Annotated in this window: 19 protein-coding genes; 10 read left to right on the top strand and 9 right to left on the bottom strand. The window is 37.0% G+C overall.

The window, feature by feature from the left end; translation table 11 throughout:
• Positions 1-365 precede the first annotated feature (365 nt).
• Both cydB and ACFQZ1_RS16715 read right to left on the bottom strand, forming a co-directional pair.
• Positions 366-1,394, bottom strand: coding sequence for a cytochrome d ubiquinol oxidase subunit II (gene cydB, locus ACFQZ1_RS16710; RefSeq protein WP_377883335.1), 1,029 nt, complete (start codon positions 1,392-1,394; stop codon positions 366-368).
• Positions 1,384-2,730 carry a cytochrome ubiquinol oxidase subunit I gene (locus ACFQZ1_RS16715; RefSeq protein WP_377883336.1) on the bottom strand — a complete coding sequence of 449 codons (1,347 nt, stop codon included), beginning with the start codon at positions 2,728-2,730 and terminating at the stop codon, positions 1,384-1,386. Before ACFQZ1_RS16715 ends, cydB begins: the two co-directional genes overlap by 11 nt.
• Before the next feature lie 221 nt (positions 2,731-2,951).
• On the opposite strand from ACFQZ1_RS16715, the gene ACFQZ1_RS16720 reads away from it, so the two are divergent.
• Positions 2,952-3,515 (top strand): beta-class carbonic anhydrase, encoded by a 564-nt coding sequence (locus ACFQZ1_RS16720; RefSeq protein ID WP_377883337.1) that lies wholly within the window; start codon positions 2,952-2,954, stop codon positions 3,513-3,515.
• Here ACFQZ1_RS16720 and yidD read toward each other — a convergent pair.
• Positions 3,512-3,742, bottom strand: a complete 231-nt coding sequence (gene yidD, locus ACFQZ1_RS16725) for a membrane protein insertion efficiency factor YidD (protein WP_230576080.1) — start codon at positions 3,740-3,742, stop codon at positions 3,512-3,514. The genes ACFQZ1_RS16720 and yidD overlap by 4 nt on opposite strands.
• A 128-nt stretch (positions 3,743-3,870) precedes the next feature.
• Here yidD and luxS point away from each other — a divergent pair, with 128 nt between their 5' ends.
• Positions 3,871-4,344 carry an S-ribosylhomocysteine lyase LuxS gene (gene luxS / locus ACFQZ1_RS16730; RefSeq protein WP_230576081.1) on the top strand — a complete coding sequence of 158 codons (474 nt, stop codon included), beginning with the start codon at positions 3,871-3,873 and terminating at the stop codon, positions 4,342-4,344.
• Between the two features lie 151 nt (positions 4,345-4,495).
• On the opposite strand, the gene ACFQZ1_RS16735 is transcribed toward luxS, so the two are convergent.
• Genes ACFQZ1_RS16735 through ytzI form a run of 3 tightly spaced genes read right to left on the bottom strand, consistent with a single transcriptional unit; the run spans position 4,496 to position 5,158 of the window.
• Positions 4,496-4,726: a DUF3953 domain-containing protein gene (locus ACFQZ1_RS16735; RefSeq protein WP_377883338.1), complete on the bottom strand. Its 231-nt coding sequence runs from the start codon at positions 4,724-4,726 to the stop codon at positions 4,496-4,498.
• A gap of 53 nt (positions 4,727-4,779) precedes the next feature.
• Entirely contained in the window at positions 4,780-5,013 is a 234-nt protein-coding gene (locus tag ACFQZ1_RS16740) for a DUF3953 domain-containing protein (protein ID WP_377883339.1), read from the bottom strand.
• Between the two features lies 1 nt (position 5,014).
• Complete coding sequence (gene ytzI, locus ACFQZ1_RS16745) at positions 5,015-5,158, bottom strand: YtzI protein (RefSeq protein WP_377883340.1); 144 nt, start codon at positions 5,156-5,158, stop codon at positions 5,015-5,017.
• A 109-nt stretch (positions 5,159-5,267) separates the two neighbouring features.
• Between ytzI and ACFQZ1_RS16750 the strand changes: the two genes are divergently transcribed.
• The 5 genes from ACFQZ1_RS16750 (at position 5,268) to ACFQZ1_RS16770 (ending at position 9,324) form a co-directional block, all read left to right on the top strand.
• Positions 5,268-5,582, top strand: coding sequence for a hydrolase (locus ACFQZ1_RS16750; protein ID WP_377883341.1), 315 nt, complete (start codon positions 5,268-5,270; stop codon positions 5,580-5,582).
• 81 nt (positions 5,583-5,663) lie between these two features.
• Positions 5,664-6,143, top strand: coding sequence for an RNA deprotection pyrophosphohydrolase (gene ytkD / locus ACFQZ1_RS16755; protein WP_377883342.1), 480 nt, complete (start codon positions 5,664-5,666; stop codon positions 6,141-6,143).
• Positions 6,144-6,237: 94 nt separating this feature from the next.
• Positions 6,238-7,611 (top strand): hypothetical protein, encoded by a 1,374-nt coding sequence (locus tag ACFQZ1_RS16760; protein ID WP_377883343.1) that lies wholly within the window; start codon positions 6,238-6,240, stop codon positions 7,609-7,611.
• Between the two features lie 308 nt (positions 7,612-7,919).
• Complete coding sequence (locus tag ACFQZ1_RS16765; RefSeq protein ID WP_377883344.1) at positions 7,920-8,861, top strand: PspC-like choline-binding domain-containing protein; 942 nt, start codon at positions 7,920-7,922, stop codon at positions 8,859-8,861.
• 64 nt (positions 8,862-8,925) lie between these two features.
• A complete protein-coding gene (locus ACFQZ1_RS16770) occupies positions 8,926-9,324 on the top strand; it encodes an RDD family protein (RefSeq protein WP_377883345.1) in 399 nt (132 codons plus the stop codon).
• Between the two features lie 19 nt (positions 9,325-9,343).
• Here ACFQZ1_RS16770 and ACFQZ1_RS16775 read toward each other — a convergent pair whose 3' ends face one another.
• Genes ACFQZ1_RS16775 through ACFQZ1_RS16785 form a run of 3 tightly spaced genes read right to left on the bottom strand, consistent with a single transcriptional unit; the run spans position 9,344 to position 11,920 of the window.
• The gene (locus tag ACFQZ1_RS16775; protein ID WP_377883346.1) at positions 9,344-10,150 is read right to left on the bottom strand and encodes an ABC transporter permease; all 807 of its coding nucleotides are present in this window, start codon (positions 10,148-10,150) and stop codon (positions 9,344-9,346) included.
• Positions 10,143-10,907, bottom strand: coding sequence for an ABC transporter ATP-binding protein (locus ACFQZ1_RS16780; RefSeq protein WP_377883347.1), 765 nt, complete (start codon positions 10,905-10,907; stop codon positions 10,143-10,145). The genes ACFQZ1_RS16775 and ACFQZ1_RS16780 overlap by 8 nt, the downstream gene beginning before the upstream one ends.
• An 11-nt stretch (positions 10,908-10,918) precedes the next feature.
• The gene (locus ACFQZ1_RS16785; protein WP_377883348.1) at positions 10,919-11,920 is read right to left on the bottom strand and encodes an ABC transporter substrate-binding protein; all 1,002 of its coding nucleotides are present in this window, start codon (positions 11,918-11,920) and stop codon (positions 10,919-10,921) included.
• Between the two features lie 139 nt (positions 11,921-12,059).
• Here ACFQZ1_RS16785 and ACFQZ1_RS16790 point away from each other — a divergent pair, with 139 nt between their 5' ends.
• The 3 genes from ACFQZ1_RS16790 (at position 12,060) to ACFQZ1_RS16800 (ending at position 14,132) form a co-directional block, all read left to right on the top strand.
• Positions 12,060-12,287 carry a hypothetical protein gene (locus ACFQZ1_RS16790; RefSeq protein ID WP_377883349.1) on the top strand — a complete coding sequence of 76 codons (228 nt, stop codon included), beginning with the start codon at positions 12,060-12,062 and terminating at the stop codon, positions 12,285-12,287.
• Between the two features lie 76 nt (positions 12,288-12,363).
• Entirely contained in the window at positions 12,364-12,600 is a 237-nt protein-coding gene (locus ACFQZ1_RS16795) for a hypothetical protein (RefSeq protein WP_377883350.1), read from the top strand.
• Between the two features lie 80 nt (positions 12,601-12,680).
• Entirely contained in the window at positions 12,681-14,132 is a 1,452-nt protein-coding gene (locus ACFQZ1_RS16800) for an RNA-guided endonuclease InsQ/TnpB family protein (protein WP_377883351.1), read from the top strand.
• The last annotated feature ends 21 nt before the right edge of the window (positions 14,133-14,153 follow it).

The following is a 14,153-nucleotide window of genomic DNA, read 5'->3' on the forward strand; positions in this document are numbered from 1 at the left end:
CTTTTTTCACCTTATTCTTCTCAGTTTTGAACTATTAGCTATTACGCCAATAAAACCGGTGATGGCGAATACATACGCTACGAACAAGGATGTTGATGATAGTGATCCTGTAATGATTCTAAATGTGCCAAAAGCAAATAATAGAAAACTACCTAAAAGAGTTATAATTGTTCGAGTCTTGCTATCTATTTTTTGCACCCCCGAAAAATCTTTATTTCCAATAAATATTAACATATCCATTGGTATAAATTAACATTAATCGTCATTTAAGAAAAGTTCTCTATATTTTTTATGGATATCGACATGGAAATGTAACACGGCCAAAATGAAAAAGAAGCCTGCTAAAAACAGGCTTCTTTTTCATTTTAATGATATCCCTTTGCAGAGTCTTTATGAATTTTCTCTTTAAAGATGGTGTAGCTCCATAATTGATAGCCAATAACGATTGGTACCATAACCATTGCAACAAAGAACATAATTTTTAAGTTTAATTCACTGCCTGCTGCTTGGAATAATGTTGTGCTGTATGCATCGTTAATGCGAGATGGCAGCATTCTTGGGAACATGCCAGCAAAGCCAGTTGCCATAAACATAGCGATTGTTAAGCAAACAAATGTGAAAGCTAAGCCAATTTTACGTTTGACAACCATAGTGAGTGCTAGGATACTCATTAACATCGCAAGTAACGGAATAATAAACAGTACAGGGTGTTTCGTAAAGTTTTGGAATAAGTTTGTAAGGTTTGCCGTTGCGACGTAGAAGATGGCTAAGATGGTTGCTGCTGCCATCGAAAACGGTTTGGCGATTTTATAAGCACGATCTGATACTTCACCAGTCGTTTTAATCATAACCCAAAGTGCACCGGATACGACAAAGATTGCAGTGAAGAAGAGACCGCCTAAAATACCGTAAGGGTGTAATAAGCTAAGTAAATTTCCTTCATAGCCGTGTTTGCCAATTTGTAGTCCGTAGTAAAGGTTAGCGAATGTAACGCCGAATAAGAAAGCAATTAAGAAACTACCAACCGCATACGTCCATTTACAAACAGTTTGCCAAACTGGTGAATCATCTTTATGCATAAATTCTAATCCTGCTGCACGAGCGAACAGAGCGAATAATACTAAAAATAACGGTGTGTATAAGTAGCTGAACATGTTTGCGTATGTTACTGGGAAAGCAGCAAATGTTGCTCCCCCAGCTGTAATTAACCATACTTCATTACCGCCCCAGAACGGTCCAATTGCTTCTTGTAGTTGATTGCGTTCTTGGCGATCTTTCGTAACGAATGGGAAAATCATTCCGTTACCGAGTGCGTAGCCATCGAGAATAAAGTAAACTGTCCAAATCACGCCCCACAAACCGAACCAGATAATTGCAAGTGTATCATGAGACATGAGCTGCACCTCCTTGAGTAGTTTCTTCTAATGCTGCAGGTCCCTTTTTCGCAAATTTTAACATAAGATATACATCAGCAATTAATAGTAAAGTGTAGAACAAGACTAAGCTAATTAACGAGAACCAAATTTGCGGTACAGCAATTGGTGAAACTGCTTCTGCTGTGCGCATAAGCTTGTATACTGTCCAAGGCTGACGTCCTGCTTCTGTAACGATCCAACCTGCGTTAATTGCTACATATGGAAGTAATACGGACCACATTGTAATTTTTAAGAAACGTTTTGAGTTTTCTAGTTTTCCTTTGCGCATTAAATAGAAACCAAACCATGTTAGTGCCATAAAGAATGTGCCAAGTGCAACCATTAAACGGAAACTGTAATAAACAAGATTTACGTTCGGACGATCTTCTTTTGGAATATCTTTTAAACCGACAATTTTTCCATCAAATGAGTTTGTATAGAAGAAGCTGCCGAGTTTTGGAATTGATAGCGCTTCAAAGTTTTTCTCATTTTTTACATCAGGAATTTGAATAATTGAGAAAGGTTTTCCTTCTCCAGTATCCCAAACTGCCTCCATTGCCGCACCTTTAGCTGGCTGCATTTTTGCTGCGAAAGCACCGGATTCATGACCGATGAAAGGTGTTGCAGTTGCTGCAAATAAACCGAATATTAAACCGTACTTAAATGATTTTTTAAAGAATGCAACATCATTTTTACGTAGTAAGTGATATGCACTAATCGCCATAACGAAGAATGCACCAACGATATAACAACTAATAACAGTATGGAAGAACATATGCCATGCATATGGATTTGTAACTAGTGCCCAAAAGTCAGTTAATTCAGCACGACCATTGCGGACTACATAGCCAACTGGATTTTGCATGAAGCCGTCCGCTGTGATAATCCAAAGCGCAGAAATATTTGTTCCAAGTGCCACCATCCACATAGAGAATGCACGGAACTTTGGTGAAATTTTTTCTTTACCGAACAACCAAATTCCCATGAAAGTAGATTCTAAGAAGAAGGCAACAAGTGCTTCTATCGCAAGTGGAGAACCGAAAATATCCCCCATGTATTTGGAATACTCAGACCAGTTTGTTCCGAATTGGAATTCCATCGTAATCCCGGTGATGATCCCCATTACGAAGTTAATGGTGAATAACTTACCCCAGAAATTTGCCATTTTTCGATATGTTGGATTTAATGTGCGTGCATATTGCGTTTCCATACACGCTACTAAAATAACAAGTCCGAGTGTTAACGGTACAAATAAGAAATGATAAAAGATTGTAATAGCAAACTGAAAACGACTCAGTAACAAAACGTCGGACATAATAAAGATTCACTCCTTTTTTTCATTATCTACAAATAGTTTATAGTGAAAAAATGAGCAAAGTATGGGTGAGTTGTTACAGAACTGTGTGAGAATTATGGAAGAATTAAGGCTGTTATCTGAAAATATCGCATTTTTAGAATAAAGCAATATGTTTTTTGTTTTTTTCATTCTTTGATAAACTTAGTTTGTAGTTATATGAAGAAAGAGGGGTCTGACATATGAAAACATTAGAAGAAATTTTGCAATATAATAAGGAATTCGTTGAAAGTAAAAAGTACGAGGAATACGAAACGGGAAAATTTCCGAATAAAAAAATGGTTATTATTTCATGTATGGACACACGTCTTGTAGAACTATTGCCAAAAGCGATGAACATGCGTAACGGTGATGTGAAAATTATTAAAGTAGCCGGTGCTGTTATTTCACATCCATTTGGAAGTATTATGCGTAGTATTTTAGTTGCGGTTTATGAACTTGGTGCAAATGAAGTGTGTGTAGTTGGTCACCATGATTGCGGTATGGCTAAAATTCAAGCGAGCAGCACAATTGAAAAGATGAAAGAGCGCGGTGTTTCAGAAGAGAAACTAGATACGCTTCGGTATTCTGGAATCGATTTAGAGAGGTTTTTACGTGGATTCTCTAGTGTAGAAGAAAGCGTAGAGCACAGTGTTTCTATACTTCGCAACCATCCGCTTATGCCAACAGAGGTGCCTGTACATGGACTTGTTATTCATCCAGACACAGGAAAGTTAGATGTTGTTTTGAATGGTTACGAGGGTTAATTCTCTTTTTGTTTTTTCTCTGGTACAGGGTCGAATCCGCCTGGATGAAACGGATGGCACTTCAAAATTCGTTTCACTGTAAGCCAGCTTCCTTTCAATGCACCGTGAGTTTGAATCGCTTCTAATCCGTAGTGAGAACACGTTGGGTGAAAGCGGCATGTTGGCGGTGTCATTGGAGAAATAAATGTTTGGTAAAAGCGAATGATACCGATGAAAATGCGTTTCATAACAATCTCCTTTCATGCATATGCTGTAAGTATTATAGCATGGACTGTACATAATACTTTACTAATTTGCAATTCCGTTATATCATATTGGATATAGCGGAATTAAAATGAAAGCGGGAGAGATGAATATGCCATCAGTAGAAAGCTTTGAATTAGATCATACAATTGTAAAAGCGCCTTACGTAAGACATTGTGGCGTTCATAAAGTAGGTAGCGACGGTGTCGTGAATAAATTTGATATTCGTTTTTGCCAACCAAATAAACAAGCGATGAAGCCAGATGTGATTCATACGCTAGAACATTTATTAGCATTTAATTTACGTAAATATATCGATCGTTATCCACACTTTGATATTATTGATATTTCGCCAATGGGCTGCCAAACAGGATATTATCTTGTCGTAAGCGGTACGCCAACAGTACGCGAAATCATCGATTTATTAGAGTTAACACTGCAAGATGCGGTGAAAATTACAGAAATTCCTGCGGCAAACGAAACGCAGTGCGGTCAAGCGAAGCTTCATGACTTAGAAGGCGCGAAACGCTTAATGAATTTCTGGTTAAGCCAAGATAAAGATGAACTTGAGAAAGTATTTGGATAAAACGTGGGAAAGCTGCCTGTGAAAGGCAGCTTTTTTTATTGGTGGATGTATGTTGAATGTTGTTGTAGGGTCTTTATATTGTATTAAAGCACCGATATAAGGAAGTGGAAGAGCAGTGATTTAGTAGAGTGCGAGTAGGAATATAAGAATATTACTGAGATATTTTCACCACGACGGCAAATAATATAAAGATAGCAAGGCCAAGAAATAGAACCCCCATTAATTTACGCTGCTCTTTTATTTCAGAAATTCCCCACAATAGAAAGGTAAGACCTAGGAATGTTTGTGTATAAAGAAGTAACTGAGTACCTTCAGAGAAAAATGAACAAGTAGCTAAGATTAAAGCAACTGTACTAAACAGGATGCGAAGTGTTTTTAGCATCGTAGCACTCCTTATCATTCTTTGTAGTACTTACTATAGGAATAGTGTTTCGTTTAGAGAAGTAACTCTGATATAGAAACATATAACGCCAACGCACCAGTAAGAAAAAGAAAAATCCCAGCTGCTGTTTGTTGTTTTTGAAATTCTGCAATACTAGAAGTGAAAAACATGAGTCCTAAAGAAATGAACATATAAGGTAAAATGAATGGAATGTTATCTGTAAAAAATCCAAATATCGCTAGAAGTAGTGTGATAATGGGAAACGTAATGCGTAATATTTTGAGCATGTTATTGGCCCTTTTCTTCTTGATACGGATTATCCTCTACAGAATCTACTGAGTGTTTATAGGAATATCCTTTGTTAATAGTTAGGACGGAGAGTAATAAAACAGCAATTACAATAATGACTGCTATAATTAATATGTTCATCATAGAAATGCCCCCTTTTCTTCAGTTTATCATTGTATCTGTTCCTTTTTACATATTTTTGTAAGAAAATGAAAACAATAGAAAATAAAGCGGGTGAAAGAAGGGATGTTCTATGGATAAGAGCACATATTATGTGTCAGTTGCAAACGGTGAAATTTCACAGGTGAAAACAGCCAATACATATAGTTTTGCAATTCAAGCGACAGATGAGGAAATCCTTAGGTTGCGAGAATGTTTTGATAATGCGTATCGTGAAGATCTTGGGACATTTGTGCGCTCACATGTGCCGTTTGTGGAATATCATCATGATTCAAATAATGATCGGTATGATGAGCAACTGCAAGAAGCATATCGAATGATTTATGAACTAGGAGATCATGAAGCGAAAGAATTAATTGCACAGATGGGTATTATCAACGGATTATGATAGGATAAGATTAGTCATACTAGTCAGAATGTGCTACAATTTATGGTAAGAAACTTGTAACCATCAATAGGGGAGTAGGGCATGTACATATTTAAAGATTACTATCATAACACTGTACAATTATCATTTGAACGTTACCCATTTTCTCCTGAGCCAAAGCATGTTTGGGTTGTGTGCCGGTACGGAGATCAATGGTTATTAACACATCATTTGCGCCGTGGTCTTGAATTTCCCGGTGGAAAAGTAGAAGCTGGGGAAACACCGGAAGAAGCGGCAGTCCGTGAGGTTCATGAAGAAACGGGCGGCGTTGTATCAAGCTTAACGTATATCGGACAATATAAAGTATCCGGAAAAGACAAAATAATCATTAAAAACATTTATTTCGCAACAATTAGTGCAGTAGAACAACATACGCACTATGAAGAAACGAAAGGATCTGTACTACTAACAGATATTCCAGAAAATATTAAAGAGAATAGACGCTTCAGTTTCATTATGCGCGATGACGTATTAGCGCGCACAATGCAGCATATAGAAGAAATCGGCTGTTTCACGAAATAGGGACAGGCGATTTCTTTTTTTATTACACAGCTCTATAGGTACTAGGTTTTACAATTGTTATTTTGAAAACATGACATAAAAAGAGGGTAGCTATATGATCAAATTTAATTATTTTACATATGCTCTCATGAATACAATTATATTTTTACCGTATTTTTTGTTTATCACTATCGGAAATTCTTATAACACCCCCTTGCATGGTTGGTTTCCTCTTATTATCTTTTATACTTTTAAGTATACGGGGGCGTTTCTCATCAATTCGTTTCTCCAAAAAGTGAAGACACGGGAATTGTTGTTAGGTTTTCTTATACTGGCAATTTTCGCAACTGTTTGCGGGCTTTTAGCACCTCTTTCACTGATTTGGATTGAATTATCCGCTCTTTTGATGGGGATTGCAACGAGTATCTTGCTTCCTCTTTATATAACAATTCAATATCATGAAAAGTATTTTTATGAGCGCAAAATGAAACTAAAGAACTATGTATTCGCATTATTAACTGCAATCATTCTTGTTTTTGTCGTTTTGTTTACAGCTCATTCTAATTATCCAGGTATTGCTTTTTTCATTTATGGTGCGGCACTTTCTGTATGTTATATCTCATTAAGACATATGCCGCAATATGAAATATCTGTAAAGCCATCCGGTGATTTCAGTAAACGATCTTTTCTTATTTTTGTCTTGTTTACAGTTCTTATTTTCATCATGAAAGCCACTCGTGAAACGAATATACAAATTTTTATTGTTCTTTTATTAATTGGTTCTTTGACGGTAGTAGCTGTTTTGACTTTAATAATTACGAAATTCAAATTCCGTCTTCAGCTACCAAGATATATTTACTTTTTTTCTTTTCTGCAAGGCATGGCAGTTAACTTTTGTTTACTTTACGGAACGTTTTATGCTTTATCTCAAAAAAGCAAAACATTCATGATGTATGGAATCTACCTGCCATACGGATTAGGGATTATATTCTCTTTATTCATGGGGAGTAAGATTGTGAAACGATTTAATCGGTATCATCCTTTATCTGTCATCAGTGTTGGTTCTGTTTGTGGTTTACTCCTCACTACAATACCGTGGACGATTGTAGTAGGCAGTTTTTTTATCGGTTTTTTCACTTCACTGCAATCTAGAAAGTTAAATCGATTCGCTTATGATGCTTCAGAAATATTTAAAGATTCAAGTCTGTTACTACGCAATCGCTGGTCCAAGCTTGGCAGCATGATCAATCAAATTTGTTTAGTTCTATTGATCTTGTTGGGTAGCTATATGAATCATATTCCGTTTGATCAAGTTTTTTTAATTATAACTGGAAAAACAACTCACTATGAAAGTGCAATGTTTATGACTTTAATAATAACTGCCATCACGATGTTTGTGCTTATTGGAGGTTTACTTTCATACGGAATTTGGAGAATGGAAGAAATAACGGAGTGTGGGAACGAGAATACTGAAATACAAAATGATTGAATATAAAAAAATTGGCTGTTTTTCAAAACAGCCGATTTTTTTATCCTGATATTTTTGAGCAGTAAGATCCCCAACTTAAGATTCAGAGAAAGGTGAAGAAGAAAGGTGGGGGATAATAAAATTCCCACTGATGGAAGTTTCACTTTATTCTATGTGTATTCTGAGGTTAAGCTCTCTTAGTGATTGTTAATGCAATATACATTTAAAATGACAATATTGATGTGAGAAGAAAAAGTAATGTAAGATTTTTTTATAGTTTGCTATACTATGGTGGTTGCAGTAGAATGAATAGCTTTAGGAGGTTACATATGGGTAAGATGCGAAACTATTTTATACAAGCGATGATGCTTGTAGCAATGCTCTTTATGAGTACTTTTTTCAGTAAACCTGCGTTTGCTGAGACAGAACGTATTGATTGGATCAAAAGCGTTCATGTTACACCGAGTGAAACTCCTTTTGGTCGTGATATAAGGGCGAATATTAGCGTTGTTGTTAATGAAGATAAAGTGAAGCCAAAAGCGGGCGATAAAATTGAGGTAACGTATGTTCTTCCGTATTTAAATAAAGAGGGAGAAGAAATGTACGATACGATTTATTTAACTTATAACGACCAAACAAAGCAGTATGAATATTATTTCATGAGTGCTTTTAATTTCGAGCAAATTGGAACTTGGGAGATTGATACAATTAGCTCTCAGCAGCAGCCATTAAAAGCGTATAACTCTAACGTATATAAAAATATGGAACTACCATTTTATGAAAGTATGGAAGATTTAAGTGGTGGTAATATTACACTATTAGAACCAAACGCTGGGTGGAATTACATAGACACCTATGGACATGGTAGTTGGTATTATTTCAATGCTAATTTGGAACCTATGACAGGCTGGCTGCACGACGGGGGGAAATGGTATTACTTACACCCGAACGATGGTCGTATGCAAACGGGATGGCTGCAAGACAATGGAACATGGTATTACTTAACGAACAGTGGTGCAATGGCAACAGGATGGGTATTAGATAAAAAGACATGGTATTACCTTGAGAATAATGGTGCGATGAAAACAGGCTGGTTATACGAAGGTGGTAGTTGGTATTATTTACAGAATACCGGAGCAATGGCAATGAATTGGAAAGAAATCGCTGGAAAGTGGTACTACTTTTACGGACAGAGCGGAAAAATGGCTGCGAACATTTGGATTGGTAAGTATTGGGTAGGCGCAGACGGTGCTTGGTCTAAGACGAGATAATCTAGAATACATTGTAAATATATTGATAAATTTTTAGGGTATATAAGAGAATGGAGAATAGAATATGAATCAACAATTAGCAGGATTTTGGAGACGATTTGGAGCAAATATTTTAGATGGACTAGTGTTAGTTCCGTTTCTTGTAATTTTTATGGTGTTAGGTGTGTCTGAGAAGAAATCGGATAATATAGTAAGTATTTTAGAAACGTTATACTACCTAATTGTTCCTATCGTATGGGGAGGATATACAGTAGGTAAGAAAGCAGTCGATATTCGAATTGTACGTATTGATGGGAAGAATATCACGATTTGGACTACGATAAAACGCTACTTATTAGGTGGAATTGTATATACACTTACATTTGGTCTTGCTGTTATTGTAAGTGCGTTCATGGTAGCACTACGACAAGATAAACGTTCTATTCATGATTTTATTGCAGGAACAAAAGTTGTACGTGATTAATAAGAAAAGCAACCTATTATTAGGTTGCTTTTTTTGTGCGCGTAATGAACTTTTCAAATGCTGCGACAAGTACGTACATAAGTGTTGCGAGAATGCATGTAAGAAGTACGCTAAGTAATACGAGTGTAAAGTTAAAGACTTGAAAGCCGTAGCTAATTAAATAGCCAAGTCCTTCTTTTGAAATAAGCAGTTCACCAAAAATTACTCCAACCCAAGAGAGACCGACGTTTACTTTTAATGTAGAAATGATGGCTGGAAATGATGAAGGCAAGATGACTTGTTTATAACATTGCCATTTATTTGCGCCAAAGGTTTGCATGACTTTCAAATAATTGGCGTCCACTTCTTCAAAGGCACTATAAATGACGAGGATAGTAACGATGATGGAAATGATGACACCCATTGCTACCGCAGATGAAATATTCGGACCGAAGATGACGATAATGATCGGACCGAGCGCGACCTTTGGCATTGCGTTTAAGACGACAAGGTATGGATCAAGTACACGGGCAATGAAAGGACTCCACCATAAGAAGGTTGCGATGCACGTACCAAGAAGTGTTCCGAGTATAAATCCAAGGCACGTTTCAAAGAGTGTTGTATATATGTGCGGCCAAAGGGAATTGTCCTGCCACTTTGTAATAAGTAGGTTAAGAATGCTAGACGGTGAACTAAATAATAATGGATCAATCCACTCATTTCGACTAGCGACTTCCCATAATGCGAAAAAGAGTATGAGGATGAATAGCTGTAACGTTCGTACAGCAAGTGTCCACTTTATTTCTCGTTTTCGAAAGTCTTGATGAACTTCTTTTATATTATCCAAGGTGTTCCAACTCCTTCCATATTAACTGGAAGAATGAAGGGAAATCGGGATGCTGACGTGCCTCAAATGGTGAGAGAGAGCGAATGCTTTCTGGAACAGAAAAAACTTTAGCAATGCGGCCTGGTTTTGCTTGTAGTAAGTAAATGCGATCGCTCATCGCAATCGCCTCTTCGATGTCGTGTGTAACGAGAAGTGATGTTTTCTTATATTCTTTTAAAATGGAAAAAACGAGTTCTTCTAATTTTAATTTTGTTTGGTAATCGAGTGCAGAGAATGGTTCGTCTAGCAGTAATATTTTCGGATTTGTTGCGAGTGTCCGAACGAGAGCAGCGCGCTGGCGCATTCCGCCCGATAATTCACGCGGATATTGCTTCTCAACTCCCTGCAGTCCGACTTGTTCCAATAACTGCAAGGCATGTTGCTTCGTTTTTGATGTGTATGCTTTTGTAATGCGTAAGCCGACTGAGACGTTCTCTTCAATCGTTTTCCACGGAAACAAGTAATCTTGCTGAAGCATATAGCCGATGGAGGAAGTTGGTTTTGTCACACATTCTCCGTCGAGAAAGACAGTTCCTTCAATTGGCTGCAGTAGGCCTGAAATAATAGAAAGCAGTGTTGTTTTGCCGCAGCCGCTTGGGCCAAGGAAGGAGATAAATTCTCCTTCCTCAATTGTTAAGGAAATCTTTGATAAGACGAGGCTGGCGTTTTCTTTTGAGAAGAAGCAATGAGATACGTTAGAAAGCTGTAGTAATTTCATTGCACGGTCCTCTACTTCTTAATAACACTTTCTGCAATGGAAGTATTCACTAATGTGTCATGTGGTACTTCTTTCGGTAATTCGCCAGCTTCTTTCATAATACTTTGCAGTTGTTTCCACTCAGCTTCATCTAATAATGGATTCGTTGCGTACGAATGTTGCGTTTTGTAACGATCAATAACTTTCACCATAATATCTTTTGATGTATCTTTAAAGCGCGGTTCAACGGCTTTTGTAATTTCTTCTGGGCTATGTGTATCGACCCATTGCTGCGCCTTATAAATAGCGCGTGTAAATTTTTCTGCAGTTGCTTTATCTTTCTTTAAGAAGCTTTCTTTTGCCATAAAGGTTGTATACGGAACAGTTCCAGATTCAACGCCAAAGGAAGCGACGATGTAGCCTTTTCCTTCTTTCTCGAAAATACTAGCAGTTGGTTCGAAGAGCTGTACGAAATCACCTGTTCCTGAAGCAAAGGCATTTGCGATATTCGCAAACTCGATATTTTGAATTAAATTTGTATCTTTGTGCGGATCAATTCCGTGCTTTTTCAGTACGTATTCGCCAACCATTTGCGGCATACCGCCTTTACGTTGACCGAGGAAAGTCGTACCTTTCACATCACTCCAATTAAAGGACTCCAATTTTTTACGAGAGACGAGGAACGTTCCATCTGTCTGTGTTAATTGCGCAAAGTTAATGACAGGATCTTTTGCACCTTGTGCGTAAACATAAATAGATGTTTCTGAACCGACAAGAGCAATATCGATGCCATTTGATAATAAAGCTGTCATCGTTTTATCGCCGCCAGCAGTTGTTTGTAAATCAATGTCTAACCCTTCATCCTTAAAAAATCCTTTTTCCATAGCAACATATAACGGAGCATAAAATAATGAATGTGTTACCTCACCAACGCGCACTTTTTCTACCTTTGTACTTTCTTCTTTTTTATTACACGCGACAAATGTAAAGACAGTAAGGAAAACAATTAAAAAACACGCTAGAACTTTTCGCAATTTATGACACCTCCTAAAAGTACATCTACTTTAATGTATGTGGGTAAATGCCTATATGTGAGTGGACAGAGAAGGAATTTTTTGAGTGGGAAAGAAGTGAAATGTAAGAGGGGAATGAGATGAAATAAGGAGGCTTTCTATGATCGATTTTCTTCTTTTCTTTTTGACACTGGTAGTTGGCTACGGAGTACTACAGTTTCTGTTCCATCGGTATGCAGTGAAAAGTATTCATAAGTATAAGGAAGGAAATTTAATTCATATGTTGTTAGAGATGAATGTGAAGAAGGGGCCCAATTTAGATTTTAGCGATTATTTCTTTATTCTTATCGTATGTATGCTGTGGAAGTTTTTGCTTTTTTCGTCATAACAACGGAAGTGTCACTTTGTCAAAAGAGATGAAGGAAATGTACAAGGAAAAGAAGAGCAGAGAAGGGGTATGTAACATGCACGCGAAAGTAAAACAAGCATTGAAGTGTTTTGGAGGAAAAGAAGAAAGCTGTGTTAAGCTCTCTAGTGGATTTCAAAATGATGTATACGAGTATACGTATGGAGGAGAAAGGCGCATTTTACGCATTACGTCTAGTTCTCGTAGAACGATTAAGCAAATTCAAAGTGAACTAGATTTTATACGTAGTTTACAAGAAGGCGGTGTGAATGTTTCCTTGCCGTCGCATTTGTAAAAATATTTCCACATCGATGCGAATGTATGTTCTTTTTTGGTGTTTTGTAGTATCATGAAGGAAAGAAGGAGGTGAAAATTATGACAAAAGAAAAAGAATATGCAACCTATCAAATTTGGATCAAGAAAGGTCACAAATTATACTCTTACTTCCTAGAAGTGTGTCAAAACGCAAAAAATCTCTACAATACAACAAACTTCTACATTCGCCAAGTGTATACGGCTTTACGTACGGATCAACCGTTACAGCCTCTTCAACAAGAAGTTCTTCATACATTATATGCACATATTGAAATCATGAATGAAAATCAACTTCGTGCGTATCAAAAACGTGTACAAAAACAGAAAGAAAAACCTGTTAAAGAACAAAAAGAAATGAAATGTAACTTGTTTACATTCCCGACAAAAGAGAAATCGTTCCTATCGTATCATTTCTTAGATTGCTTGTTTAAAACAATGAAGCAACAAGATTATATGAACTTGCCAGCGCAAACGAATCAAGCGGTCATGAAAAAACTCTATCAAAACTGGAAATCATTCTTCGCTTCCATCAAGGCATACCAAAAACATCCTTCAACTTTTACTGGTAGACCTCGCATTCCCAAATATATTAGATCATCTATGAGAGAAATTGTATTCACAAATCAAGTATGTAAACTTCAAGATAAATACATTCGTTTTCCAAAAACAAGCATAAAATTAAATATTGGTAAATTGTTTGGGCGGATTGGCAATCTCAAAGAGGTACGTGTTTCTCCTACTTACGGGAAGTTTAAAGTTGAAATTGTGACAGAACAGTCCGAACCAGCACCTGAGGGTGTTGAAAACAACCGTTATATGAGTATTGACTTAGGGATCAATAACATTGCAACTATCATAACGAATACAGGGGCTACTCCTGTGTTAGTAAAGGGCAATGTAATTAAAAGTATGAATCAATACTACAACAAGCAAAAGGCTTATTTACTGGGCATTCTTCGTCATGGAAAAGAACCAAAAGAAGGACCACACACATCAAAGCGTTTGGAGAGGCTTCATGAGAAACGATTTCTCAAAATAAAAGATTTCTTTCACAAAATCAGTTATCAAATTGTTCATTTCGCAGTTCAACATGAGATTTCTATGATTGTGATTGGGAAAAATACATCATGGAAACAAAACAGTGATATGGGAAACCGACAGAATCAATCCTTTTGCCATATCCCACATAATCTACTCATTGAAATGATCACCTATAAGGCAAAACGAAAAGGTATTCTTGTACAAGTCGTGGAAGAATCGTATACAAGCAAGGCATCTTTTCTAGACAATGATGATATCCCCACTTACGGTGAGAAAGACATTCCTGTATTCAGTGGAAAACGGATCACACGTGGCTTGTATCGTACGAAAGAGAACAAATTACTAAACGCAGATGTGAATGGTTCCTATAACATCTTAAAAAAAGCAGTTCCAAAGGCGTTTGCCGATGGAATAGAGGGGTTGTGCCATCAGGCAGCTGTGTCAACTCCACTCGTGTTAAGGATCTCTTGAAGTGATACACGAGAAACCCCC

The organism is Bacillus sp. CGMCC 1.60114, from assembly GCF_042676365.1.
GTDB lineage: Bacteria > Bacillota > Bacilli > Bacillales > Bacillaceae_G > Bacillus_A > Bacillus_A rhizoplanae_A.